The organism is Cryobacterium sp. AP23, from assembly GCF_054075385.1.
The window spans coordinates 4,095,538-4,118,340 of the sequence record NZ_CM133415.1 but is presented as its reverse complement, the minus strand read 5'-3'; the positions used below and the strand labels follow the sequence as shown (position 1 = coordinate 4,118,340).

At 70.5% G+C, this 22,803-nt stretch carries 21 protein-coding genes; 14 read left to right on the top strand and 7 right to left on the bottom strand.

Going from position 1 to position 22,803, the window contains the following annotated elements; all coding sequences use genetic code 11:
• The first annotated feature begins 8 nt into the window (after positions 1 to 8).
• Positions 9 to 1,094 (top strand): uroporphyrinogen-III C-methyltransferase, encoded by a 1,086-nt coding sequence (gene cobA / locus ACU5E9_RS19390; protein ID WP_456813585.1) that lies wholly within the window; start codon positions 9 to 11, stop codon positions 1,092 to 1,094.
• A 1-nt stretch (position 1,095) separates the two neighbouring features.
• A complete protein-coding gene (locus ACU5E9_RS19385) occupies positions 1,096 to 2,268 on the top strand; it encodes a uroporphyrinogen-III synthase (protein WP_456813584.1) in 1,173 nt (390 codons plus the stop codon).
• 112 nt (positions 2,269 to 2,380) lie between these two features.
• On the opposite strand, the gene ACU5E9_RS19380 is transcribed toward ACU5E9_RS19385, so the two are convergent.
• Positions 2,381 to 3,259 (bottom strand): LLM class flavin-dependent oxidoreductase, encoded by an 879-nt coding sequence (locus ACU5E9_RS19380; RefSeq protein ID WP_456811512.1) that lies wholly within the window; start codon positions 3,257 to 3,259, stop codon positions 2,381 to 2,383.
• A 136-nt stretch (positions 3,260 to 3,395) separates the two neighbouring features.
• On the opposite strand from ACU5E9_RS19380, the gene ACU5E9_RS19375 reads away from it, so the two are divergent.
• From ACU5E9_RS19375 to ACU5E9_RS19350, 6 genes are all read left to right on the top strand, one after another.
• A complete protein-coding gene (locus tag ACU5E9_RS19375; RefSeq protein WP_456811511.1) occupies positions 3,396 to 4,157 on the top strand; it encodes an SDR family NAD(P)-dependent oxidoreductase in 762 nt (253 codons plus the stop codon).
• A gap of 55 nt (positions 4,158 to 4,212) precedes the next feature.
• Positions 4,213 to 5,421: a M4 family metallopeptidase gene (locus tag ACU5E9_RS19370; protein WP_456811510.1), complete on the top strand. Its 1,209-nt coding sequence runs from the start codon at positions 4,213 to 4,215 to the stop codon at positions 5,419 to 5,421.
• 89 nt (positions 5,422 to 5,510) lie between these two features.
• Positions 5,511 to 5,777 carry a protealysin inhibitor emfourin gene (locus ACU5E9_RS19365; RefSeq protein ID WP_456811509.1) on the top strand — a complete coding sequence of 89 codons (267 nt, stop codon included), beginning with the start codon at positions 5,511 to 5,513 and terminating at the stop codon, positions 5,775 to 5,777.
• A 67-nt stretch (positions 5,778 to 5,844) separates the two neighbouring features.
• Entirely contained in the window at positions 5,845 to 7,095 is a 1,251-nt protein-coding gene (locus ACU5E9_RS19360) for a cobalamin-independent methionine synthase II family protein (RefSeq protein ID WP_456811508.1), read from the top strand.
• Between the two features lie 71 nt (positions 7,096 to 7,166).
• The gene (locus ACU5E9_RS19355; protein ID WP_456811507.1) at positions 7,167 to 8,417 is read left to right on the top strand and encodes a hypothetical protein; all 1,251 of its coding nucleotides are present in this window, start codon (positions 7,167 to 7,169) and stop codon (positions 8,415 to 8,417) included.
• Between the two features lie 82 nt (positions 8,418 to 8,499).
• Positions 8,500 to 8,925 carry a pyridoxamine 5'-phosphate oxidase family protein gene (locus ACU5E9_RS19350; protein WP_456811506.1) on the top strand — a complete coding sequence of 142 codons (426 nt, stop codon included), beginning with the start codon at positions 8,500 to 8,502 and terminating at the stop codon, positions 8,923 to 8,925.
• Positions 8,926 to 8,970: 45 nt separating this feature from the next.
• Here ACU5E9_RS19350 and ACU5E9_RS19345 read toward each other — a convergent pair whose 3' ends face one another.
• The 3 genes from ACU5E9_RS19345 to ACU5E9_RS19335 form a co-directional block, all read right to left on the bottom strand.
• On the bottom strand, positions 8,971 to 9,414 hold the full coding sequence (locus ACU5E9_RS19345) for a hypothetical protein (RefSeq protein WP_456811505.1): 444 nt from the start codon (positions 9,412 to 9,414) through the stop codon (positions 8,971 to 8,973).
• A 79-nt stretch (positions 9,415 to 9,493) separates the two neighbouring features.
• Complete coding sequence (locus ACU5E9_RS19340; RefSeq protein ID WP_441648260.1) at positions 9,494 to 9,865, bottom strand: FKBP-type peptidyl-prolyl cis-trans isomerase; 372 nt, start codon at positions 9,863 to 9,865, stop codon at positions 9,494 to 9,496.
• A gap of 166 nt (positions 9,866 to 10,031) precedes the next feature.
• The gene (locus ACU5E9_RS19335) at positions 10,032 to 11,243 is read right to left on the bottom strand and encodes a PrsW family intramembrane metalloprotease (RefSeq protein ID WP_456811504.1); all 1,212 of its coding nucleotides are present in this window, start codon (positions 11,241 to 11,243) and stop codon (positions 10,032 to 10,034) included.
• A gap of 134 nt (positions 11,244 to 11,377) precedes the next feature.
• On the opposite strand from ACU5E9_RS19335, the gene ACU5E9_RS19330 reads away from it, so the two are divergent.
• From ACU5E9_RS19330 to ACU5E9_RS19320, 3 genes are read left to right on the top strand one after another with little or no spacing between them, the layout of a single operon-like run.
• Positions 11,378 to 13,018, top strand: a complete 1,641-nt coding sequence (locus tag ACU5E9_RS19330) for an AlkA N-terminal domain-containing protein (RefSeq protein WP_456811503.1) — start codon at positions 11,378 to 11,380, stop codon at positions 13,016 to 13,018.
• 4 nt (positions 13,019 to 13,022) lie between these two features.
• Positions 13,023 to 13,898 (top strand): fumarylacetoacetate hydrolase family protein, encoded by an 876-nt coding sequence (locus ACU5E9_RS19325; protein WP_456811502.1) that lies wholly within the window; start codon positions 13,023 to 13,025, stop codon positions 13,896 to 13,898.
• Positions 13,888 to 14,646 carry a glycosyltransferase family 2 protein gene (locus ACU5E9_RS19320; RefSeq protein WP_456811501.1) on the top strand — a complete coding sequence of 253 codons (759 nt, stop codon included), beginning with the start codon at positions 13,888 to 13,890 and terminating at the stop codon, positions 14,644 to 14,646. The genes ACU5E9_RS19325 and ACU5E9_RS19320 overlap by 11 nt, the downstream gene beginning before the upstream one ends.
• Before the next feature lie 12 nt (positions 14,647 to 14,658).
• On the opposite strand, the gene ACU5E9_RS19315 is transcribed toward ACU5E9_RS19320, so the two are convergent.
• The 3 genes from ACU5E9_RS19315 to ACU5E9_RS19305 form a co-directional block, all read right to left on the bottom strand.
• Positions 14,659 to 15,573: an alpha/beta fold hydrolase gene (locus ACU5E9_RS19315; RefSeq protein ID WP_456811500.1), complete on the bottom strand. Its 915-nt coding sequence runs from the start codon at positions 15,571 to 15,573 to the stop codon at positions 14,659 to 14,661.
• 59 nt (positions 15,574 to 15,632) lie between these two features.
• Positions 15,633 to 17,207, bottom strand: a complete 1,575-nt coding sequence (locus ACU5E9_RS19310; protein WP_456811499.1) for an aspartate ammonia-lyase — start codon at positions 17,205 to 17,207, stop codon at positions 15,633 to 15,635.
• 184 nt (positions 17,208 to 17,391) lie between these two features.
• Positions 17,392 to 18,912, bottom strand: coding sequence for an amino acid permease (locus ACU5E9_RS19305; RefSeq protein ID WP_456811498.1), 1,521 nt, complete (start codon positions 18,910 to 18,912; stop codon positions 17,392 to 17,394).
• 244 nt (positions 18,913 to 19,156) lie between these two features.
• On the opposite strand from ACU5E9_RS19305, the gene ACU5E9_RS19300 reads away from it, so the two are divergent.
• The 3 genes from ACU5E9_RS19300 to ACU5E9_RS19290 are packed head-to-tail and all read left to right on the top strand — an operon-like array spanning position 19,157 to position 22,762.
• The gene (locus tag ACU5E9_RS19300; protein WP_456811497.1) at positions 19,157 to 20,557 is read left to right on the top strand and encodes a glutamine synthetase family protein; all 1,401 of its coding nucleotides are present in this window, start codon (positions 19,157 to 19,159) and stop codon (positions 20,555 to 20,557) included.
• Positions 20,544 to 21,398 carry a gamma-glutamyl-gamma-aminobutyrate hydrolase family protein gene (locus tag ACU5E9_RS19295; protein ID WP_456811496.1) on the top strand — a complete coding sequence of 285 codons (855 nt, stop codon included), beginning with the start codon at positions 20,544 to 20,546 and terminating at the stop codon, positions 21,396 to 21,398. The genes ACU5E9_RS19300 and ACU5E9_RS19295 overlap by 14 nt, the downstream gene beginning before the upstream one ends.
• Positions 21,395 to 22,762 (top strand): aldehyde dehydrogenase family protein, encoded by a 1,368-nt coding sequence (locus tag ACU5E9_RS19290; protein ID WP_456811495.1) that lies wholly within the window; start codon positions 21,395 to 21,397, stop codon positions 22,760 to 22,762. The genes ACU5E9_RS19295 and ACU5E9_RS19290 overlap by 4 nt, the downstream gene beginning before the upstream one ends.
• Positions 22,763 to 22,803: the final 41 nt, after the last annotated feature.

Here is a 22,803-nt window from a genome sequence, read left to right as displayed (position 1 = left end):
ACCGTCCCATCGAACTCAACCTCGACGTGACCGGCCGGCGAGTGCTCGTCGTCGGCGGCAGCCGCCCGGCGCGCCGGGTGATCGCCAAGTACCTCGCCGCGGGCGCCATCGTCTTCGTCGCCGCCGACACCTACGAAGTGCCCAACCCCGACGTGCACCCGGTCGAGTGGCCGCGCTCACCGGCCGGCTGGCGCAACCTCGTCTCGGCGGTCGACCTCGTCGTGGCTGTCGACGTGCCGGCATCCGCCGAACCGCATCTCATCGCCGCCTGTACCGACAAGTCGGTCTGGCTCACGCGCGAAGCGGCCGCGCCGGTGTCCCGGCCCGGCCGCGTCACCCTCGTCGGCGGTGGCCCCGGCGAGAACGACCTGCTCACCGTCGCCGCGCTCACCGCGCTCCGCGGCGCCGACATCGTCTACTACGACCGGCTCGGCCCGCACGACCGGCTCGACGAGTGGGCGCCCGGCGCCGAACAGGTGAACGTGGGCAAGCTGCCCGGCCACCACGCGGTTCCCCAGGTCGAGATCGAGCGGATGCTGGTCGCCAGCGCCCTCAGCGGCCAGACCGTCGTGCGCCTCAAGGGCGGCGACCCGTTCGTGTTCGGCCGCGGCGGCGAGGAGATGGCCGCCTGCCGTGCCGCCGGGGTGCCGGTCACCGTCATCTCCGGGGTCACCAGCGCCATCAGCGTGCCGGCACTGGCGGGCATCCCCGTCACCCACCGCGAGGTGTCGAAGATGTTCACGGTGCTCAGCGGCCACGTGCCGCTCAGCGAAACCGAGCTGGCCCACCTGGTGGGCCTCGGCGGCACCATCGTGGTCCTCATGGGCGTTGGCACGTTGCCGCACCTGGCCAGCGGCCTCGCCCGGCACGGCATGCCCGCGAACATGCCCATCGCCATCATCGAACGCGGCTTCTCCGCCCAGCAGCGCACCACGGTGGCCGACATCGACACCGTGGTGAGGGTCGCCGGCGAGGTGGGCGCACGCTCGCCCGCGGTGCTCGTGATCGGCGAGGTCGTGCGCCTGGCGCAATGCGACGACGCCGCGGCCGTCGCGGTGCTCGCAAACGCCGCTACACTCTCAGGCCAGAGGTAACCTGCCCGGACGACCCTGCCCCCAGACAATCGGAGACACCGTTAACGACATCGGAATCGAAGCGGGGCTGCCCGGCTTCCGACCGGACCAGCTCGAGGGCTTCCGCATCGGGGTCACCTCCGACCGCAGAAGTGAAGACCTCATCGCCGCGTTCGAACGACGCGGCGCAGACGTTCTGCACGCCCCCGCCATCCGCATCGCCGCCGCCGCAGACGACGCGCAGATCACCGCGGACACCGCAGCGATCATCGCGGGCCGGCCCGACGTGCTGCTGGCCACCACCTCCTACGGCGTGCGCCGCTGGTTCGAGGCGGCGGATGCGGCGGGGCTCGGCCACGACCTCACCACCACCCTCGAGCACAGCCGCATCCTGGTGCGCGGGCCCAAGGCGCGCGGCGCCATCCGGGCGGCGAACCTGGACGACTCGGGCATGAGCGACGAGGAGACGACCCGCTCGCTCGTGGACAAGGTGCTCCAGGACGGCGCGACCGGGCTGACCGTGGCCGTGCAGTTGCACGGTTTCACCGACGAGTCCCAGATCGAACGTCTCCGGGACGCCGGCGCGACGGTGCTCACCGTCGCGCCGTACCGGTGGCTGCTGCCCGAAGATTCGAGCCGGGTGCTCAAGCTCATCGACGCCGTCTGTTCCGGTTCGCTGGACGCCGTCACGTTCACCAGCGCGCCCGCAGTGGAGGCCCTGTTCGGTGCCGCCGACGGCGTCGGCAAGCTCGACGCGCTGCAGGAGGCCCTGCGCGGCCCGGTGGTGGCCGCCGCGGTCGGTCACGTCACGGCCGCCCCACTGGTGGCGGCGGGCATCACGCCGATCGTGCCGGAGCGGTTCCGGATGGGCGCCCTGATCAAGCTGGTCTGCGATTACCTCGCCGACGAGCGGGTGCTGCGCCTGGACAGCCAGCACGGGCTGGTGGAATTGCGCGGCCGTCAGGTGCGGGTCGCCGGGGCATCCGCCCTGCTGCCGCCGACGTCGCTCACGCTGCTGCGCGCCCTGCTCGCCGCCAGGGGGTCGGTGCTCTCCCGGGCCGACCTCACCAAGGCGCTGCCCGAGATCCAGGACGACCACGCCGTGGATGTGGCCATCAGCCGGCTGCGCCAGGCTCTGCCGGTGCCGGCCCTGATCGCCACCGTCATCAAGCGCGGCTACCGCGTCGACGTCTAGCCGAGCTGCCCCGCGCATCCGCCCCCACGACTTGCCGCAAACACCCCCTTCAATCGCCCTGAAGGGGCACTTCGCGGCAAGTCGGCCCCGGCAGCGGCGGGTGCCCGGCTGCTTAGGACAGGCGGGCGGCCACCTCGTCGAGGACGGACTCCGCTCCGGCGTAGATGCCGTCGGGGCGGGGCCAGTGGCTGATCACGTCGGTGAAGCCCAGTTCGGCGGCCCGGCCGACGGCGTCGTCGAAGGCGCCGATGCTCTGCAGCGAGTACGCGCCGCCACTATCGAGCGAGAGGTACCGGTCGAGCGTCGCCGGCTCACGGTCCGTCGCGGCCAGGGTGTCATCGAGCCGGCCCGCCAGGGCGGAAACCGCGCTCCACCATTCCTCACCCACGGCCCCGTCGGCACCGGTGGTCACCCAGCCGGCGGCGTGCTCGGAGACGAGCTTCAGGCCCTTCGGCCCGTTGGCGGCGATCACGAACGGAACCCGCGGAGGCTGGGCGGGCCGGCCCACCATGCGGGCATCCACCGCGGTGAACCAGTCGCCGGTGAAGCTGAACCCGCCGGCGCCGGGCTCCTCGTGGCGCAGCAGCAGGTCGAGGTCGCTGACGAACTCGGCGAACCGCTCGTGCCGTTGGCGGGGCGTGTAGCCGGGCTGGCCGAGCACGAACGCGTCGAAGCCCGTGCCGCCGGAGCCCACCCCGAGGGTGAACCGCCCGCCCGAGATTTCGTCCACGGTGGCGATCTCCTTGGCGAACGGCACCGGATGCCGGAAATTCGGTGAGGCGACGAAGGTGCCGAGCCGGATCCGGTCGGTGACCGCCGCGGCGGCGGCCAGCGTGGGAATCGTGGCGTGCCACGGCTGGTCGGCCAGGCTGCGCCAGGAGAGGTGGTCGTAGGTCCAGGCGTGGTCGAACCCGTATTCCTCGGCCGCCTGCCACCTGCGACGGGCCTCCGGCCACTCGAACTGGGGCAGGATCACGATTCCGTAGCGCATACCCGCAGTCTACAAACCGGCGCCGACGCCGCATCCGGCCCGCCCGCGCCGGCGCGGCCGGACGGTGCTATGAATGGTGCGTCCGCGCCCCGCAGGCGCGCCCCGGCACACTCGTCAGCCAGCAAGGGAGCATCTGATGAACACAACCGTGACCCCGGACCGGTTCGCCGGCCAGACCGCGATCGTCACCGGGGCCGGTTCCGGCATCGGCAAGGCGACCGCCGTGCGGCTGGCCAGGGAGGGCGCGCGCGTGATCGCCGGCGATGTGGTGCCCGCCCGGCTGCAGGAGCTGGTCGACCAGTACGGTGACCTCGACATCGTCACCGTCGACGGCGACATCAGCCGGGAGGACACCACCACCCGGCTGGTCGCCGCGGCGCACGGCCGCATCGACGTCGTCGCGAACGTGGCGGGCATCATGGACGGCTTCCTGCCCGCCGGCGAGGTCGATGACGCCACCTGGGAGCGGGTCTTCGGTATCAACGTGACCGGCATGATGCGCCTGATCCGCGCGGCCCTGCCCATCATGGTGTCCGGCGGCGGCGGGTCCATCGTCAACGTCACGTCGGAGGCCGGCCTGCGCGGCGGCGCGGCGGGCGTCGCCTACACCGCCTCAAAACACGCCGTGGTCGGCCTCACTCGCAACACCTCGGTGATGTACTCGGCGCAGCACATCCGCTGCAATGCCGTCGCCCCCGGTGGCGTGCAGACGAACATCGAAGCGCCGATGCTGTCGGCGCTGGCCGGTTCGGTGCTCGGCCCGGTGTTCCAGCATGTGCTGCCGCCGGTCGCGACGGCCGACCAGCTCGCCGCCGCCATCACCTGGCTCGCCAGCACCGACTCCGCGAACGTCACCGGCATCGTGCTGGCCTCCGACGGCGGCTGGTCGGCGCTGTGACGCGTCCCCAAAACGCCTGGATGCGAATGTCGGTCGGTGCTGGCAGACTCTCCGCATGACAGGCACAGACCACACCCAGAGCCCCGTCCCGTTCCCCGGCCGCCCGCGCGGAACCTTCCCGCTGCAACCCCACCTGCAGTCCCACCAACACGCCGACAACCGCTTCCCCGGAAACGGCCCGGCCGCCGGACCGGTGCGCTGCGGCATCGTGCCGCCGTACCTGCTGGCCCGCCTCGCCACCGTCGACGACCCGCGCTTCCTCACCGCGGCCGAGGCCGCCCGGCGGTCCCTGCGAGTGGACGACCCGATCCGCAGCCTGCGCGCGACCGAACGCCGCGCCACCGTGCCCCCGCCTGCGGCTGCCCCCGCCGTTGCCGGCGTCACCCGGCGCACCATCAGCGACGCCCTCCACCTGCAGTCGCTTCCCGGCCGCATCGTCCGCACCGAGGGGCAGCCCCCGGTCGCTGACATCGCCGTGAACGAGGCCTACAACGGCCTCGGCGACACCCACGACCTGTTCTGGAGCCGCTACCAGCGCGACTCCATCGACGGCCGCGGCCTGCCGCTGGACGCGAGCGTGCACTACGGCCAGGCCTACGACAACGCGTTCTGGGACGGCGAGCGCATGGTGTTCGGCGACGGTGACGGCGAGGTGTTCAACCGGTTCACGATCTCGCTGAGCGTGATCGCGCATGAACTCACCCACGGCGTCACCCAGTACAGCGCCAACCTGGCCTACCGCGACCAGTCCGGCGCCCTGAACGAGTCGGTGTCCGACGTGTTCGGCGCCCTCGTCGAACAGTACGCGGCGGGCCAGGACACCGCCTCGGCGAGCTGGCTGATCGGCGCGGGCCTGTTCACCGAGGAGGTGCAGGGCCAAGCGCTGCGCTCGATGAAGGCGCCGGGCACCGCCTACGACGACGACGTTCTCGGCACCGACCCGCAGCCGGACTCAATGGACGGCTACATCGAGACCGAGGACGACAACGGTGGAGTCCACCTCAATTCGGGCATCCCCAACCGGGCGTTCTATCTGGTCGCCGACGCCATCGGCGGCAACGCCTGGGAAGCGCCGGGCCAGATCTGGTACGACACCCTCACCGGGGCGGACCTCACCGCCAACGCGACCTTCGCCGTGTTCGCCCGCGCCACGGAAACGGCGGCCATCAACCGTTACGGCCGGGGCTCCCTCGAGCACGAGGCCGTGCGCACGGGCTGGGACGGCGTCGGGCTCACCCTGGGCCCGCTGCGGGCCGCCTCCTGACCCGGCGCCCGATCGGGGACTGACTGGGAAGGCACTGCCGATCATCCCGACATCCCCGATCGGGGCCTGACCAGACGTAGCATGGGGCCATGAAGGTCGTCGTCTCACGCAGCGGGGGCATCGCTGGGCTCCGGGTGACCTGGGATGTGCAAGTCGACGAGCAACCGGATGCGGCAGCGTGGATGCAATTCCTGCAGGAGTTGCCCTGGGACGAGGCCGAAGACACCACCCCGGCAGCAGATCGCTTCGTCTACCGGATCCGCTGCGCCCCGCACGAGGTGGTGCTTGCCGAACCGCAGGTGCACGGCCCGTGGAAGGACCTCATCGACCGGGTCCGCGCCGCCAGCGAACGCTGAAGCACACCCGTTACGCAGGGTCGTAACATTCCAGTGCCTGCCTCACGCCGCTTGGGATACTGACGGGATGACCTCCGCGAACCGCATCCCCACCACGCACGCCGGCAGCCTGCCCCGCACCGACGCTCTGCTCTCCGCCAACGATGCCCGTCTGGCGGCGGCCGCTGACGGCCTCACGCTCGACAGCCCGGACGGATTCCAGCCGCTGCTCGAGGGTGCGGTCGTGGACCTGGTGCAGCGGCAGAAGGACACCGGCATCACCCTGCCCGGTGACGGCGAGTTCGGCAAGGCCATGTCGAGCGCCGTGGACTACGGCGCCTGGTGGTCGTACTCCTTCCAGCGCCTGAGCGGCCTTGAGCTGGTTCCCGGCGGCCCGTTCGCCGGGTCCCCGGTGCACTCCAGCCCCGGGAACGTGAAGCTGACCACCTTCCCCGACCGCCGCGACTGGACCCGGTTCGCCGACGCCTATGGTGACCCCAAGAGCGGTATCTCCGTTGGCGACCGGGCCCCGGCCTTCCCCACCGCCACCGGCCCGGTGGCGTACACCGGCCAGGCCGCGATCGCCTCCGACATCGCCCACCTGAAGACCGGTCTCGCGGCGGCCGGCGTGGAGCAGGGCTTCATCACCGCGCTCTCCCCCGGCAGCGCCTCGCGGATCGGCAATGAGTTCTACGCCACCGAAGAGGAATTCGTCTGGGCGATGGCCGACGCGCTCCGCGAAGAATACCGGGCCGTGATCGACGCCGGCCTGATCTTGCAGATCGACGACCCGTCGATCGCCGAGAATTGGGACCAGATCAACCCCGCCCCCACCGTCGAGGACTACCTGGCCTTCACCCGCATCCGGGTCGAAGCCCTCAACCACGCCCTCAGGGGCCTCCCCGAGGAGCAGATCCGCTTCCACCTCTGTTGGGGCAGCTGGCACGGACCGCACACGACCGACCTCGAATTCCGCTATCTCGTCGACGCCATGCTCGAGATCAACGCCGGGTCGTACTCCTTCGAGGGCGCCAACGCCCGCCACGAACACGAATGGCGCATCTGGGAAGACGCCACGCTCCCGGCCGGCAAGACCATCGTGCCCGGCGTGATCGGCCACGCCACCAACGTCGTCGAGCACCCCGAACTCGTCGCCGACCGCATCGAACGCTTCGCAAGCGTCGTCGGACGCGACAACGTGATCGCCTCCACCGACTGCGGCCTTGGCGGCCGGATTCACCCGCAAATCGCCTGGGCGAAGCTGGATTCGCTCGTCGCCGGCGCGGACCTGGCAACCTCGAGACTGTGGGGCAAGGCCGCCGTCACCGTTCCGTTGTAAAGCGGCGCCGCTGCACCTGCTAACGTGACCCTTCTGGGGGTTGCTTGACCCTCTCGCGAGGGGGGCCACTGATGGCTACGGCACGTTCACTTGATTTCACGACTACCGACCACGGCCCCATCCCGGGATCTCGCCGCACGACAGCCTCGACCTCTCTCCTGCGTCGCGGCCTGGCCGTCACGTTCGGACTCGTCGTTGCCGCCGCCGCGATGCTCGGAACCACGCAGGCACCGGCATCCGCCGCGGTCGTCGCCGGCGTTGCCGAGCAGTGCAACGGGATCCAGAACGCCGGCGGCCAGGCCGTGGAGTGCGAGGTCACCATCGAGAACTACCTTGACGTGGCCACCGGCCTCTCCAGCTCGGTCGTCGTCGCCCGTTCGTGCACCGGAGCCGCCAACACTGAGCTCCTCTGCACGACCCTCCCGGTCAGCTTCCCCACCGCCACCACGGAAATCGACCAGTGCAACGCCGCCGGCCAGGGCGGCGGCGCCACCGTCACCTGCCGTGTGACGGTAGTCAACAACATCATCGGCGACACCACGCTCACCCCAGCGACGGTGAACCAGTGCGTCGGGTCGGGCGCCGGCGGCGGAACCCAGCCCACCCTGGATTGCACCCCGGTGCAGTCCACGACGAACGCCACCATCACGCAGTGCAACGGCGCCGCCAACGGTGGTGGCGACACCCGCCGGGTCACCTGCGTCGTGCGACCGTCGACCCAGAGCACCGCGCTGCCCGTCTCGATCACCCAGTGCAACAACGGCAACGTCACCGCACCCGGCTCCCTCGTCACCTGCACCGCGTCCCTCACCCACCGCCTGCTGCCGGCCGGCACCGTGATCCCGACCCCGACGTCGACCGCCACCCCCGTGCCCACGCCGACAACCACCCCGACGTCGACCCCCACCAACACGCCGGTACCCACACCGTCCGCCACCGCGACGGCGACGCCGACGCCGACCTCGACTCCGACGCCCACCGCGTCGGCGCCGACCCCCAGCGCCTCCGCCACGCCCGTTCCGTCCACCACACCGACACCGTCGAGCACCCCGACGTCCGCCCCCACCCAGGCCGCCAGCCCGGTCGTGCCGGCGATCCCCACGTCGACGCCCACCCCCGCGGCGACCATCGTCGCGAGTCCGCTGATCCCCGCCGGCGGCACCGGGCAGGCCGGCGCGCTGGCTGAGACCGGCATGGATGCGCTGCCGGTGTTCCTGATCGCCGCCGGCGCCCTCCTGGCCGGCGGGGTCCTCCTCGCCGTCGTGCTGATCCGCCGCCGCAGCGGCTCCGCTGCCGACCGGAACCCCACCCGCAGGCCCTGACCCCACCGCGCCCGGCGACCAACACGCCGCGGCCCACTCGCCTGTAGTCGCCGAGTGGGCCGCAAAGTGGGAACATGAGGGCATGGACATCAACGACCCTGATCCGGTCCGCATTCTGGGCGCCGACGAATGCTGGGAGCTGTTGCTCTCCTCGAGTTTCGGGCGCCTCGCGGCGAGCGTCGCCGACGACATCGAGATCTTTCCGCTCAACTTCGTCGCGGCGGACCAGCGGCTGCTGTTCCGCACTGCGGAGGGCACCAAACTCCTCGCGCTGACGGTGAACAACAAGGTCGCCCTGGAGACCGATGACATCGGCCGCGCGGATGCCTGGAGCGTCGTCGTCAAGGGGATCGCCCGCATTCTGGACACCCAGGCCGAGATCGACGCCGCCAATGCCCTGCCGCTGCGCCCGCTCGTCCCCACCCTCAAGTACATCTGGGTGGAGATCACCCCCACCGAGATCACCGGCCGGCGGTTCGAGCTCGAACCCGAGCCGGAGAGGTACTAGCCGAAGCGGTACGAGCCGATACGCGCGATCACTCCGCAGCGGACATCACTCCGGAGCGGTACCGGGCCCCGCAGCCAGGCTCGCGCCAGAGCGGCCGATGAGCATGAGCACGGCGGTCGCGTAGGCGTCCTCGGCGGTCGCCGCCTCGAACGACTCGTCGGCCCCGGCCAGGTGCACGCTCACTCGGTACCGCTCGTCACCCTGTCGGTGCAACGAACGGAACGTGCCGCGCAGGAGCGAGCGGAGCTGATCCTCCCTGGGCAGCCATAGGGCGTCCTCCAGGGCGAGGGAGTCCAACGCCCACTCGGTGGTGCCGTTGAAGCCGAGGATCGTGCCGGTGTCGAATTCGTGCGCCTCGATGGTCATCTCGCTGACCGTGAAGACCTCGGAGTCGAAACCGGGCCGTTCGATCCGGAAGGAATCCCCGGACGCCGGTCGCCAGCGCAATCCGGCCTGCTGCAGGGCACGGGCACAGTCGGTTGTGATCATGCCCCATTATCACCGCGCTGCACCGTGAACGCGAGAAAGGGCCCGCTCGTTTGAGCGGGCCCTGTCGAGGATGGTTCGTTTAGCTGACGCCGAGCAGGTCGATCACGAAGATCAGGGTCTTGCCGGAGAGGCGGTGACCCGAGCCGGCGGGGCCGTAGGCCAGGTGCGCTGGAACGGTGAGCTTGCGGCGGCCGCCGACCTTCATGCCGGGGATGCCCTGCTGCCAACCGGCGATGAGGGAGCCGAGGGGGAAGTTGATCGACTGGCCCCGGTTCCAGGAGGAGTCGAATTCCTCTCCGGTGTCGTACTCGACACCGAGGTAGTGCACGTCGACGGTGGCGCCGGCGGTGGCCTCTGCGCCGTCGCCCACCACGATGTCAACGATGTCGAGCTGTTCGGGCGCGGGGCCCTCCGGGAAGTCGAGTTCTGGCTTGCTGTTCAGATCAGTCATGACTCCATCCAACCGGATTCCGGGCCGCGGTGCCTACCCCGAAATTCCCCCTTGCGCGAACGAAGACCCAAGGTGCATCCTTAACCCATAGAAACTCGCCGCTCCGGGAGAGTTGTCGGCATTGCCACACCACCGGGCGGCGAGTTTTCTCGTTAAGCGAGTTTCCTCAGCCGAGCACCTCGGCCCGGTCCGCCATCAACAGTCCCAGCAGCCGGGCCTCTTCGACCTGGTCCGGCGTGGGCCCAGGGGCGCCGCCGCGCGCGGGTCGGGTGTGCCCGCTCACCAGGCGATGACGCACGGAAGCGAGCCGGGTCGCATCCACGATGAAGCGGTTCATCGCCAGCCGGCGCGGCGCCGGCTGGCCATGGGCCCAGGCGCGGGCCTGGCGGCGACCGCGGGTGGTGGCGAGCATCTCCACCTCGGCCGGGGTGAACCAGCCCACCGCCGCGTAGTCGCCGAGCCGGTGCACGGTCAGTTTCTCCTCGTGGCGGCGCAGCCACACCATGGTGAGGATGGCGCCGAGGAACATCGGGAACTGGACGAGGAAGTAGTAGCCGATCAGGGACTCATCCGTGGTGAGGAAGAAGAAGGCGCCGTTCCACAGGGCGTGCAGCAGCACGGCCGCGACGAACCCGATCAGCACGGTGCCGATGTAACCGGACCCGTGGGCGCGCCGCGCGGCGAGGCCGAGGGCGAATCCGGTGCAGGCCGTGAACAGCACGTGCGCGAATGGCGACAGCACACCGCGCAGCAGGAAGGTGACGCCGAGGGTGCCGAGGCCGCCCTCGAGCATGGCGATCCCGAAGTACTGGATGTTCTCCGAGAAGGCGAAGCCGGCCGCGATCATGGCCGCGTAGACCACGCCGTCGATCGGACCGTTGAACTGGCCGCGGATGACCCAGAACAGCAGCAACAGGCCGAAGCCCTTTGCGCCCTCTTCCACCAGCGGCGCCTGCACGACGGCGGACATGAATTCACCGGCGGGGCGGGCGGCACCGCTGGTGGCCGCGACGATCTGCACTCCGAGGTCGAAGACGAGGGCCGTGACGATGGATACGCCCGCGCCCCACAGGAATGCGAACCACAGGGCCGGCCGCGGTTCCGGCTCCCAGCGGTCGACCCAGCGCACGGCCAGGATCACCAGGGTCAACGGCACGAGTGCCAGCACCAGGCAGACCCCCAGGGCGGCCGCCCCGAGGAACGAGGCCAGGTAGACGAGCACCAGGATCACGGCGAGTGCGCCGATCACGATCCCGACGCTGGCCCACACGACGGTGCTGGTCTTGGCACGCCGGACCGGCGCACTCCAGACCGGGCTCTGAATGGGCGCATCCTGCGTGGGGACGGCGTTGGGCCGGCCCGTCGGGTCGAGGGTCATGCCCGTCAGTTTAGGGGGACGGAACCCGTGCCGCAGGCCCCCGTTGCTGCGCCCGTTGGGGCCCCCGTCGCCGCCGGGACGGCGGTGTCCGATTTCCGCTACCGGCAGCGGGGTGAACCTGTCAGGCTGGACGGGTGACAGCAGCGACCGCCCTTCCCCGGCAGACCTCCCCCGCGAGCACCTCCCCCGCCGGCGCCTCCGCCAGGGGCAGCGTCGACGACCCCGTCTTCGCCGAACGCTACCGGGCGATGTCGTCGCGGGATGCCCGGTTCGACGGGCAGTTCATCACCGGTGTGCACTCCACCGGCATCTACTGCCGGCCCAGCTGCCCGGCGACGACGCCCAAGCCCGCGAACGTGTCGTTCTACCTCACGGCCGCGGCCGCGCATGAGGCGGGGCTGCGGGCCTGCAAGCGCTGCCTGCCCGACGCCGTGCCGGGCTCGCCGGCCTGGAACATCCGCGACGACCTGGCCGCCAGGGCGATGCGGCTGATCGGCGACGGCACCCTCGAACGCGAGGGCGTGCCCGGCCTGGCCCGGCGACTCGGCTACACCCCCCGACACCTGACCAGGGTGCTCGTCGCCGAGGTCGGCGCCGGACCCCTCGCCCTGGCCAGGGCGCACCGCGCGCAAACCGCGCGGGTGCTGCTCACCAGCACCGACCTGTCCATCACCGACGTCGCGTTCGCGGCCGGCTTCGGCAGTGTCCGGCAGTTCAACGACACCATCACGGCGGTGTACGAACGCACCCCCTCCGCCCTGCGCGCTGCCCGGCGTGGCGGCACCGCGGCCGCCGATCTGGCGCCGGGCTCGGGCATCCGCCTGCTGCTGCCCGCCCGAGCGCCGTTCGACGGTGCCGGCCTGTTGGAGTTCCTCGGCGTGCGCGCGGTGGCCGGGGTGGAATCGTACGGCCCGGACGGTTACGAACGCACGCTGCGCCTCCCGCACGGCTCCGCGCGCCTGCACCTGTCCCTGGCCGGCACCCCCGCCGCCCCCATGGTCGCCTGTGTGGCCCGGTTGGACAGCCTCGCCGACCTGGCTCCCCTGGTCAGCCGGGTCCGCCGTTTGTTCGACCTCGATGCGGATGCCCAGGCCATCGACCGTGCACTGGCCGACGACCCGGCACTGGCCGACTCGGTGCGCCGCACCCCGGGAATCCGGGTGCCGGGCAGCCTCGACCCGGAGGAGACGCTGTTCCGGGCCCTGCTCGGCCAGCAGGTGTCGGTGGCGTCCGCCCGCACCGCCCTCGGCCGGCTCAGCAGGGCCCTCGGCGAGCCGATCCCCGGCAGCGGCGGCGACCCCGACGACGCACCGCTCCTACTCTTCCCCACCGCCGCCCGCATCGCCGAACACGGCCGCGACGTGCTGCGCGGGCCGGCCGCGCGCATCACCGCCATCGTGGGTGTGGCCGAGGCCCTCGCGACCGGCGACCTCCAGCTCGACGTCGGCGAATCACGCGACGACCTGCAGGCCCGGCTCACCGCCCTGCCCGGGATCGGCCCGTGGACGGCCGGGTACGTGGCCATGCGGGTGCTCGGCAGTCCCGACATCCTGCTCACCAGCGACCTCGCGTTGCGGCAGGGGGCCGAGCGGATGGGACTGCCGCCGAAGGCCGCGGACCTCGCCGCCCACGGTGCCCGTTGGGCGCCATGGCGCAGCTACGCCGGCATGCACCTCTGGCGGGCGGCGGGCGCTCCGCGTCCTGCGCCGGATCCTGTGACGCGACCGGCCGGGGCCGCAGATGACACCGGGATGGGTGTCGCGCCGTTACTCTGAGGAGGTGAAGTTTGCGCATCTCAGAGTCGAAGGCCAATCCACCCCCCGTCTAGCCATCGTGGTGGACGACGCGGCGCTGTTCCTCGACGAGGTGATCGACGACGCCCCCCGCGACCTGCAGGACCTCCTCGAAAAGGGTGCCCCGGAGTACGACCGGGTGCGGGCGCTCACCGCGAACGCGCTGACCCACGGCGCCACCCTCACCCCGATCGACGACCTGCGGCACTCCTCCGCGGTGCTCCGGCCGCCGCAGATCATCGCGATCGGCGCCAACTACGCCGCCCACTCCTCCGAGCTCAAGCTGCGCAGCGAGACCGCGGCCACGGTCTTCTCGCTCTGGCCGAACTCCCTCACCGGACACGAATCGATCGTCACCTGGCCCACCGACCTCACCACGCAGGTGGACTATGAGGCGGAACTCGGCGTCATCATCGGCCGGCCCGCCCGCAACGTGTCGGTGCGCGACGCCCTCGACTATGTCTTCGGCTACACGGTCGTGAACGACATCACCGCGCGCGACCTGCAGTTCTCCGAGGCCCAGTGGTCACGCTGCAAGTCCTTCGACGGCTTCACCCCCACCGGTCCGCTCGTGGTGACCGCGGACGAGATCGCCGACCCGCAGAACCTCTGGCTGACCACCCACGTCGACGGCCGGATCCTGCAGGACGCGTCAAGCGGCGACATGGTGCGCACCGTGGCCGAGATCATCTCGTATCTCTCGCTCACCTCCACCCTCATGCCCGGCACACTGATCTCCACCGGCAGCCCCGGCGGCGCCGGCTACAGCCGCAAGCCGCAGGTGTTCCTCAAGCACGGGTCCACGGTCACCGTCTCCATCGACCGCATCGGCCTGCTCACGACCCATTGCCGTGAAATCTGACCCGCCCCCGCTCCACCCGCCCATCACCGTTTCGGTCGTCATCCCGGTCTACAACGACGCCGAGTTCCTGAGCACCTGCCTCCGTGCCCTGTCCCAGCAACGCCGCCCGGCCGACGAGATCATCGTCGTCGACAACGCGAGCACGGATGCCACGGCTGCGGTCGCACGAGCGGCCGGCGTTCGCCTGATCGCCGAGCCGGTGCGCGGCATCTGGCCCGCCGCATCCGCCGGCTACGACGCGGCCACCGGGGACGTGATCGCCAGGCTCGACGCCGATTCGGTGCCGCCGGTGGACTGGCTGGAACGGATCGACGCCCGGTTCACGGCCCACCCCGACACCGCCGTGTACACCGGTCCCGGCGACTTCTACAACTGCGGCCCCGTCACCGCCTGGTTCGGCGGCCGGGTGTACATCGGCGGCTACTTCGTCTGGATGGGGCTGTGGCTCGGCCACTACCCGCTGTTCGGGTCCAACTTCGCCATGCGGCGGCACGTCTGGAGCGCCAACCGCACCCGGGTTCGCCGCGGCAGCGCCGACGTGCACGACGACCTGGATTTCAGCATGCACCTGGCCGGGGACCAGCCCGTCACCCTCGACCGCACCTTGCGGGTCGCGATCTCCGCCCGCCCGTTCGAAACCCCGCGCGGGCTCGGCCGCCGGATCCGCTGGGCCGGGCGCACCCTCTTCTCCGGCTGGCCAGAGTACTCGCCCTGGCGCATCCGCCGGAACGCCGGGCGAGGCCGCTGACTCCCGGCGGTCTCAGCGCCCGCGGGCGTAGAGCGCGAGCATGTCCCGGGCCAGCTGGTGCGGGGTGGTCTCGCACGGGCTGTGCCCGGCCGGGTAGATCTGCAGTTCGGCGCCGATCCGGTCGGCGAACCGGCGGTGCAGCCGCACCTTCCACAGGTCGCGGTCACCGACGGCGATGAGCACGGGCACCGGGCTCCGGGCCAGCGCACCGCGCGCATCCGGGGTGTGCTTCATCAGGGCCATGATCTGATCGATGCTCGAACGGCTGGTGAAGTCGAACCTCTCGCGGGCGAGCGCCAGGCGGCCCGGCCGGGTGTGGTTGCGGTTGGTGACGATGCCCCAGATCATCAGGGACGCGATCGTGTGCGACGGCACCAGGCCGCTGACCGGGCCGAGCCACCGCACGCCCCGGAACGTCTGGCCGGGCTGCGGCGGGGTGGTCAGCAGGGTGAGCGAGGCGAACAGCTCCGGCCGGCGGGACAGGGCCAGTTCCGCGACCAGCCCGGCGAACGAGTACCCCAACACGTGCACCGGGTACTCCCCCGAGTCCAGCACCGCGATGAGGTCGGCCACGAACAGCTCGTAGCCGTACCGGTCGCCCGGGCGCGGTCCGGCCGCCGCTGACTGGTACTGGCCCGCCAGGTCGAAGCTTTCCACCCGGTAGCCGGCGTCGGCGAGCAGCGGCGCGAGCAGCACGAAGTCCTCCTTCGAGCCGGTCGCTCCGGGCACCAGCAGCACCCGCGGGTCGCCGGGCCGGCCGAGTGCCGTCGCGGCCAGGTCGCCGCTGGGCGCGTGGAATGTGAACGTCTCGGTGCCGGGCGGCAGGACCGTCCAGTCGAGGTCGGGCAGGGCAGCATCCAGGGCCGCGAGACGGTCCCGCTGAACCGTCTCCTGCCGGCGGTTGTGCTGCCTCACACGCAGGGACACGGCACCAGAGTAGCCCCGCCGCCCCCGTGGCGCGCGGCCCGCGCGCCACGGGGCTGTGGTTACTCGATGATCGGGATGGAGGAGGTGCCGGTGTCCAGGAGCATGCCGGACAGCCGGGCGGGCTCGAGCTCGCGCATCACGTCGTCCCTAGTCATCAGGCGCGCTTCGACCACGAGGTCGGCCACGTTGCGGCCGGTGAGCAGCGCCGTCTGGGCGAGCGCGGCCGCGGCCGCATAGCCGATGTGCGGGATCAGCGCGGTGATCACGCCCACGCTGGACCCGACCATCGCGGCGAGCCGTTCCTCGTTGGCGGTGATGCCGTCGATGCAGTTCACCCGCAGGGTCCACATCGCCTGGGTCATCCAGGTCAGGCTCTGGAACAGGTAGTGCGCGATGACGGGTTCGAACGCGTTCAGCTGCAGCTGCCCGCCCTCGGCGGCCATCGTCACCGTCACATCCGCCCCGGCGACGGCGAACGCCACCTGGTTCACGACCTCGGGGATCACCGGGTTGACCTTGCCGGGCATGATGCTCGAGCCGGCCTGTCGCGGCGGCAGGTTGATCTCGCCGAAGCCGGCCTGCGGACCGGAGGAGAGCAGTCGCAGGTCGTTGCAGATCTTCGACAGCTTGATGGCGCTGCGCTTGAGGTTGCCGCTGAACGACATGAAACTGCCGGCGTCGCTGGTGGACTCGATCAGGTCGGGGGCCGCCTCCAGTTTGAGGCCGGTGATCAGGTTGAGGTGGCGGATGGCCGCGGCCGCGTAGCCGGGATCGGCCGTGATGCCGGTGCCGATCGCGGTGGCGCCCAGGTTGACCTCGGCGAGCAGCCAGATCGTCTCGGTGAGCCGGTCGTAGTCCTCGCCGAGCGTGGTGGCGAAGCCGTGGAATTCCTGGCCGAGGGTCATCGGCACGGCGTCCTGCATCTGGGTGCGGCCCACCTTGAGGATCTGGGAGAACTCGTCGGCCTTGACCGAGAATGAACCCTGCAGGGCCTTGAGCTCGCGGAGCAGGTGCTTGAGGAAGAACGCCAGGGCGACCTTGATCGCGGTGGGGTAGGTGTCGTTGGTGGACTGGCTGCGGTTGACGTGGTCGATCGGGCTGAGGACGTCGTAGCGCCCCCGGCCGTAACCGGCGTTCTCCAGCGCCAGGTTGCAAATGACCTCGTTGGCGTTCATGTTCGTGGAGGTGCCGGCGCCGCCCTGCATGACGCCCACCACGAACTGGTCATGGTGCTTGCCCTCGATGATCTCCTGGCAGGCGGCGTCGATCCAGTCGGCCCGTTCCCGGGACAGGGCGCCCACCTCGGCGTTGGCGCGGGCGCAGGCCTGCTTCACGGAGGCCAGGGCGACGACGAAATCGGGGTACACCGAGATCGGCCGCTTGGCGATGGGGAAATTCTCCAGGGCCCGCTTGGTGTGCACACCCCAATACGCCTCGGCGGGGACCTCGACGCGGCCGAGCGAGTCACGCTCGATGCGGAAGCCAGGGGTGGCGGCGGGGATGTCGGCGCTGAGATCCCCCGTGGTGGTGGTGCTGTCTATGGTCAATTCGCGATTCGTTTCGGTGTTTGCGGACATGCTGCTGGTGGTGTGCACGCTGGCTCCATTGCCGTCGGTGAAGAGCTTGTGGCTCATGACCGGTTCACTCTATCGCGAGGCCAACGCCCGGCCCCAGACCCGCACATTTCATTTGTTGTGCGCAGCGAAGCGCCGCCGGCGGCCCGGCCGAAGCAAGAAATCGCAGCCGAACCGCCGACCCGTCCCACCCTGTTCCGCTGGAGCTCCCGGACCGGGCGGCGGCCCGGTCCGGCGGAGGGAGCTAGGCGCTGGGGAAGACGTCCTTCTCCATGGCGTCGTACCCCTCGGCCTGCGGGTCGCCGTGCATGCCGCCGGACAGCGCGTATTCCTCTTCGGGCGAGAGCACCAGGCGGCTGCGGCCGAACACCGCGAACAACACCAGGCCCACCACGTAGACCACGGCGATCGCCACGATGGCCGGGCGGAAGGCTTCGTTGAGCAGGAAGCCCAGGAAGATCGCCAGGGCGATGATGCCGGCGACGACGGCACCGGGCACCCCGGTGGGGCTCAGGTAGGGCCGCTTGGCGTTGGGGAACACCCGGCGCAGGATGATGAAGGACGCCATCTGCAGCACGTACGCGAGCACCGCACCCCAGACGGCGATGTTCAGCACGATCGCGCCACCCGAGCCGGTCGCTCCACCGGTCAGGTCGACCACGGCGAGCGCCAGGAAGCCGATGACGGCACCGACCAGCAGCGCCACCCACGGCGTCTGCCGCTTGCCGGTGAGCGAGAGGAACTTGGGGTAGTAGCCGGCCCGGCTCAGCGAGTACATGTTGCGGCCGTAAGCGAACATGATTCCCTGCAGCGACGCGAGCAGGCCGATCAGCGCGAAGGCGCTGAGCACGGCGGCGAGGCCGTCGGGCAGGATCGCCCGGAACCCGTCGAGGAGGGGTTCGCCGGAGACGCCGAGTGCCTCGGAGCCGTTGATACCGGGGTTGAGCACGAGCACGGCGGCGCCGCAGACCACGAGCGTGATCATGCCCGTGATGCCGGCCCGCGGGATGTCCTTGGTCGGGTTGTGCGCTTCCTCCGCCACCAGCGGCAGTTCCTCGATGCCCAGGAAGAACCACATCGCGAACGGCAGCGCGAACAGGATGGGAAGCACGCCGTGCGGGAGGAACTCGGTCTGGCCGGCATCCGGGACGATGTCGAACAGGTTGGCGACGCTCCACTGGCCGGAGACAACGGCCAGGACCGCGAAGACGGCCAGGATCGCGATCGAGATCACGGCCACCACCAGGGCGAAGGCGAAGGAGACGGATGCCCCGGCCATGTTCAGCAGGATGAACACTGCGTACAGGATCACCCACCACAACCAGCCCGGCAGTTCGAAGCCGAACAACACGGAGGTGATGCCGTTGGCGTAGGCCGCGGAGAAGTACACGATCACGGCCGTCGTGGCCACGTACTCGATGGTCTCGGCCAGTCCGGTGATGAACCCGCCCCACGGGCCCATGGCCGCGCGGGCGAAGGAGTACGCGCCGCCGGTGTGCGGCATGGCGGCGGACATCTCCCCGATCGAGAACAGCATCGTGAAGTACATCACCACCACGAGCACGAAGGCAATCAGCATGCCGCCGAAGCCGGCGGAGGCCAGGCCGAAGTTCCAGCCGGAGAAGTCTCCGGAGATGACCGCGGCGATCCCGATCCCCCAGATGCCCCAGAATCCGGCGGTGCGCTTGAGGGAGCGTTTCTCGAAATAGCCGGCTTCGGCAGGCGTATACGTGACGCCGGAGACGGATCGGGCGGACTCAGACACCAGGGGGCTCCTTGAAGGTAGTCGACAACGGGATGCTGTCGGTCGTGCCGTGGCCGAGTGGTTCGGTTGTCGAGAGCCTAGGCACTCAATGGTCGTCTGCACAGACCTTTGGATGTAAACAACATGTAACAAGTCGCCCGGGTTTTCGTCGTCGCCCTGTGCTCTAATGGTCGCAGATCGCTCCGTTTGACCCCTGTCAGCTCTCGCACTCACGCGCTTCGCGCACCGTCCACGAGGAGATCCCATGACCGAGAACGCTCCCTCCGCCCCGACAGCCGGGCTCCGCAACACCGGCTACCTCGGCGTCGACGCGCTCGCCGAGGCGGTCTCCGCCGGCCGGATCGACACCGTGATCGTGGCATTCACCGACATGCAGGGGCGGCTGGTCGGCAAACGGGTCTCCGCCCGGCTGTTCGTGGAGGACGTGCAGTCCCACGGCGCCGAATGCTGCAATTACCTGCTCGCCGTCGACGTGGACATGAACACCGTCGACGGGTATGCCATGTCCAGCTGGGAACGCGGCTACGGCGACATGGTGATGATGCCCGACCTCGACACCCTGCGCCTGGCACCGTGGCTGCCCGGCACCGCCCTGGTCACCGCCGACCTGCGCTGGCTCGACGAGGCACCGGTGGTGCAATCGCCGCGCCGGATCCTGCAGACCCAGCTGGACCGGCTGGCCGCACTGGGGCTGGAGGCCTTCGTCGGCACCGAGCTCGAGTTCCTGGTCTTCGAGGACGGCTACCGCGACGCGTGGAAGAAGGGCTACCGGGAGCTGACCCCGGCCACCGACTACAACATCGACTACGCCCTGCTCGCCAGCACCCGGATGGAGCCGCTGCTGCGCGACATCCGCCTGGCCATGGACGGCGCCGGCATGTACTGCGAGGGCGTGAAGGGCGAGTGCAACCTGGGCCAGCAAGAAATCGCCTTCCGGTACGCCCCGGCGCTGGTCACCTGCGACAACCACTCGATCTACAAGAACGGTGCCAAGGAGATCGCGGACGCGCACGGCAAGAGCCTGACCTTCATGGCCAAGTTCAACGAGCGCGAGGGCAACAGCTGCCACATCCACATCAGCCTGCGTGGCACTGACGGCTCCGCGGTGTTCGCCGACGCGGATGCCGAGCACGGCATGTCCACCCTGTTCCGGCAGTTCCTGGCCGGCCAGCTCGCCGTGATGCGGGAGCTCACGCTGTTCTCGGCCCCCAACATCAACTCGTACAAGCGGTACGTGCCCGGCAGCTTCGCCCCCACGGCCATCGCCTGGGGCCTGGACAATCGCACCTGCGCGCTGCGGGTCGTGGGCCGCGGCCACGGTATGCGGGTGGAGAACCGGGTGCCCGGCGGGGACGTCAACCAGTACCTGGCCGTGAGCGCGCTGATCGCCGCCGGGTTGTACGGCATCGAGAACAAGCTCGAGCTCGACGACGTCTTCGTGGGCAACGCCTACGACAGTAACGCCCCGCGGGTGCCGGCAACGCTGCGGGACGCGGCGGCGTTGTTCGCCGAGTCGACCGTGGCCCGGGAGGCGTTCGGCGACGAGGTCGTCGACCACTACCTCAACAACGCCCGCATCGAACTGGCCGCGTACGACTCCGTGGTCACCGACTGGGAGAGGGTACGCGGCTTTGAACGGCTCTGAGAACGACATCGACCCCGGCACCGACGGCGGAACGCCTCCGCTGATCGGCCTCACCACCTATCTCGAGCAGGCCCGCACCGGGGTCTGGGATGTCCCTGCCGCGTTCCTGCCGAAGGTGTACTTCGACGCCATCACCCGGGCCGGCGGCATCGCGGTGCTGTTGCCGCCGCAACCGGTCACGGCGGGAATCTCGCACCGGGTGCTCGACTCCCTGGACGGCCTGGTGATCACCGGCGGCAAGGACATCGAACCGGGACGCTACGGCCAGTCGCCGCATCCACAGACCGACGCTCCCCGGCGAGACCGGGACGCGTGGGAGGACGCGCTCCTCTCGGCCGCCCTCGACCGGGACCTGCCGTTCCTCGGCATCTGCCGCGGCGCCCAGGTGCTCAACGTCACGCTGGGCGGCACCCTGCACCAGCACCTGCCCGACCTGATCGGTGACACCCGGTACCAGGCCGGCCACGGGATCTACTCCCCCGCCGACGTCACCGTCGAGCCCGGCTCCCGGCTCAGCGCGCTTCTCGGCGGGGACGACCGCATCACGGTGCCGGTGTATCACCACCAGGCGATCGACACCCTGGCCGACGGCCTCGTGGTCACCGCGGTGTCCGAGCCGGGAATCGTGCAGGCCGTCGAGCTGCCCACCGCCGCCTTCGCGGTCGCCGTGCAGTGGCATCCGGAGGAGGCCAGGGACGACCTGCGGCTCTTCGCCGGGCTCGTTGCCGCGGCAACCGAGTACCGCGACCGCGGGCAGGCACCCCGCCCCGCCGCGCCGGCCCCAGGACCCTCTTCCGCGGAGTCTCCCGCGTACTCTCCCAAAGGACGACACCGACCATGACCAGCTACACCGTGATCAACCCGGCCACCGAGACCGCGGTGGCCACCGTCGCGCACCTCGACCTGACGGCCACCGACGACGCGGTCGCCCGCGCCGTGGCCGCGCAGAAGCTGTGGGCCGGGGTCGCCCCCGCCGACAAGGCCACCATGCTGCGCCGCTTCGCCGAGGCCGTCGACGGGGACCGGGAGAACCTCGCCGGCATCGAGGTGACCAACTCCGGGCATCCGATCAGCCAGGCCCGCTGGGAGGCCGGCCATGTGCGCGACGTGCTGCAGTACTACTCCGCCGCCCCCGAACGCCTGTTCGGCCGGCAGATTCCCGTCGCCGGCGGCATCGACGTGACCTTCCAGGAACCGCTGGGGGTGGTGGGCGTCATCACCCCGTGGAACTTTCCCATGACCATCGCGGCCTGGGGCTTCGCGCCCGCTCTCGCCGCCGGCAACGCGGTGCTCCTGAAGCCGGCGGAGTGGACGCCGCTGTCGAGCATCCGCTTGGGCGAGCTGGCGTTGGCGGCCGGCCTGCCCGAGGGACTGTTCCAGGTGCTGCCCGGCCAGGGCTCCGTGGTGGGCGAACGGTTCGTCACCCACCCGGAGGTGCGCAAGGTGGTTTTCACCGGGTCGACCGCAGTGGGCACCCGGATCATGGCCGGCTGTGCCGCGCAGGTGAAACGGGTCACCCTCGAGCTCGGCGGCAAGAGCGCCAACATCGTCTTCGCCGATTCCGACCTCGAGCAGGCCGCCGCGACGGCGCCGTACGGGGTGTTCGAGAACGCCGGCCAGGATTGCTGCGCGCGCAGCCGCATCCTGGTGGAACGGAGCGCCTACGACAGGTTCATGGAGCTACTCGAACCTGCAGTGGCCGGGGTCGTGGTCGGCGACCCGACCGACGAGGCCACCGAAATGGGACCGCTGGTCTCCGCCGAACACCTGGCCAGGGTGTCGGCGTACCTGCCGGCCGACGCCCCGGTCGCCTTCCGCGGCAGCGCGCCGGACGGCCCGGGCTACTGGGTACCGCCCACCGTGCTCACCCCGGCCAGCCGCACCGACCGCACCGTCACCGACGAGATCTTCGGTCCCGTCGTGACCGTGCTTCCGTTCGACGACGAGACGGATGCGGTGCAGCTGGCCAACGCCTCCCGCTACGGCCTCTCCGGCTCGATCTGGACCAGGGACCTGGGCCGCGCCGTGCGGGTGGCGCGGGGAGTGGAGTCCGGCAACCTGTCGGTGAATTCGCATTCCTCGGTGCGCTACACCACCCCGTTCGGCGGTTTCAAGCAGTCCGGTCTCGGCCGGGAGCTCGGGCCGGACGCACCGCTGAACTTCACCGAGACCAAGAACGTCTTCATCGCCGTCGACGGCCTGTGATCGTCGTCACCACCATCCCCACCCTTTCTCGCAAGGAGCAG

What these genes read in the sequence shown, in the direction of transcription:
- ACU5E9_RS19380 (WP_456811512.1), bottom strand. Translation starts at nt 3,259, where the DNA reads ATGCGCTACGGAATCGTGATCCTGCCCCAGTTCGAGTGGCCGGAGGCC.
- ACU5E9_RS19375 (WP_456811511.1), top strand. Translation starts at nt 3,396, where the DNA reads ATGAACACAACCGTGACCCCGGACCGGTTCGCCGGCCAGACCGCGATC.
- ACU5E9_RS19370 (WP_456811510.1), top strand. Translation starts at nt 4,213, where the DNA reads ATGACAGGCACAGACCACACCCAGAGCCCCGTCCCGTTCCCCGGCCGC.
- ACU5E9_RS19365 (WP_456811509.1), top strand. Translation starts at nt 5,511, where the DNA reads ATGAAGGTCGTCGTCTCACGCAGCGGGGGCATCGCTGGGCTCCGGGTG.
- ACU5E9_RS19360 (WP_456811508.1), top strand. Translation starts at nt 5,845, where the DNA reads ATGACCTCCGCGAACCGCATCCCCACCACGCACGCCGGCAGCCTGCCC.
- ACU5E9_RS19355 (WP_456811507.1), top strand. Translation starts at nt 7,167, where the DNA reads ATGGCTACGGCACGTTCACTTGATTTCACGACTACCGACCACGGCCCC.
- ACU5E9_RS19350 (WP_456811506.1), top strand. Translation starts at nt 8,500, where the DNA reads ATGGACATCAACGACCCTGATCCGGTCCGCATTCTGGGCGCCGACGAA.
- ACU5E9_RS19345 (WP_456811505.1), bottom strand. Translation starts at nt 9,414, where the DNA reads ATGATCACAACCGACTGTGCCCGTGCCCTGCAGCAGGCCGGATTGCGC.
- ACU5E9_RS19340 (WP_441648260.1), bottom strand. Translation starts at nt 9,865, where the DNA reads ATGACTGATCTGAACAGCAAGCCAGAACTCGACTTCCCGGAGGGCCCC.
- ACU5E9_RS19335 (WP_456811504.1), bottom strand. Translation starts at nt 11,243, where the DNA reads ATGACCCTCGACCCGACGGGCCGGCCCAACGCCGTCCCCACGCAGGAT.
- ACU5E9_RS19310 (WP_456811499.1), bottom strand. Translation starts at nt 17,207, where the DNA reads ATGAGCCACAAGCTCTTCACCGACGGCAATGGAGCCAGCGTGCACACC.
- ACU5E9_RS19300 (WP_456811497.1), top strand. Translation starts at nt 19,157, where the DNA reads ATGACCGAGAACGCTCCCTCCGCCCCGACAGCCGGGCTCCGCAACACC.
- ACU5E9_RS19290 (WP_456811495.1), top strand. Translation starts at nt 21,395, where the DNA reads ATGACCAGCTACACCGTGATCAACCCGGCCACCGAGACCGCGGTGGCC.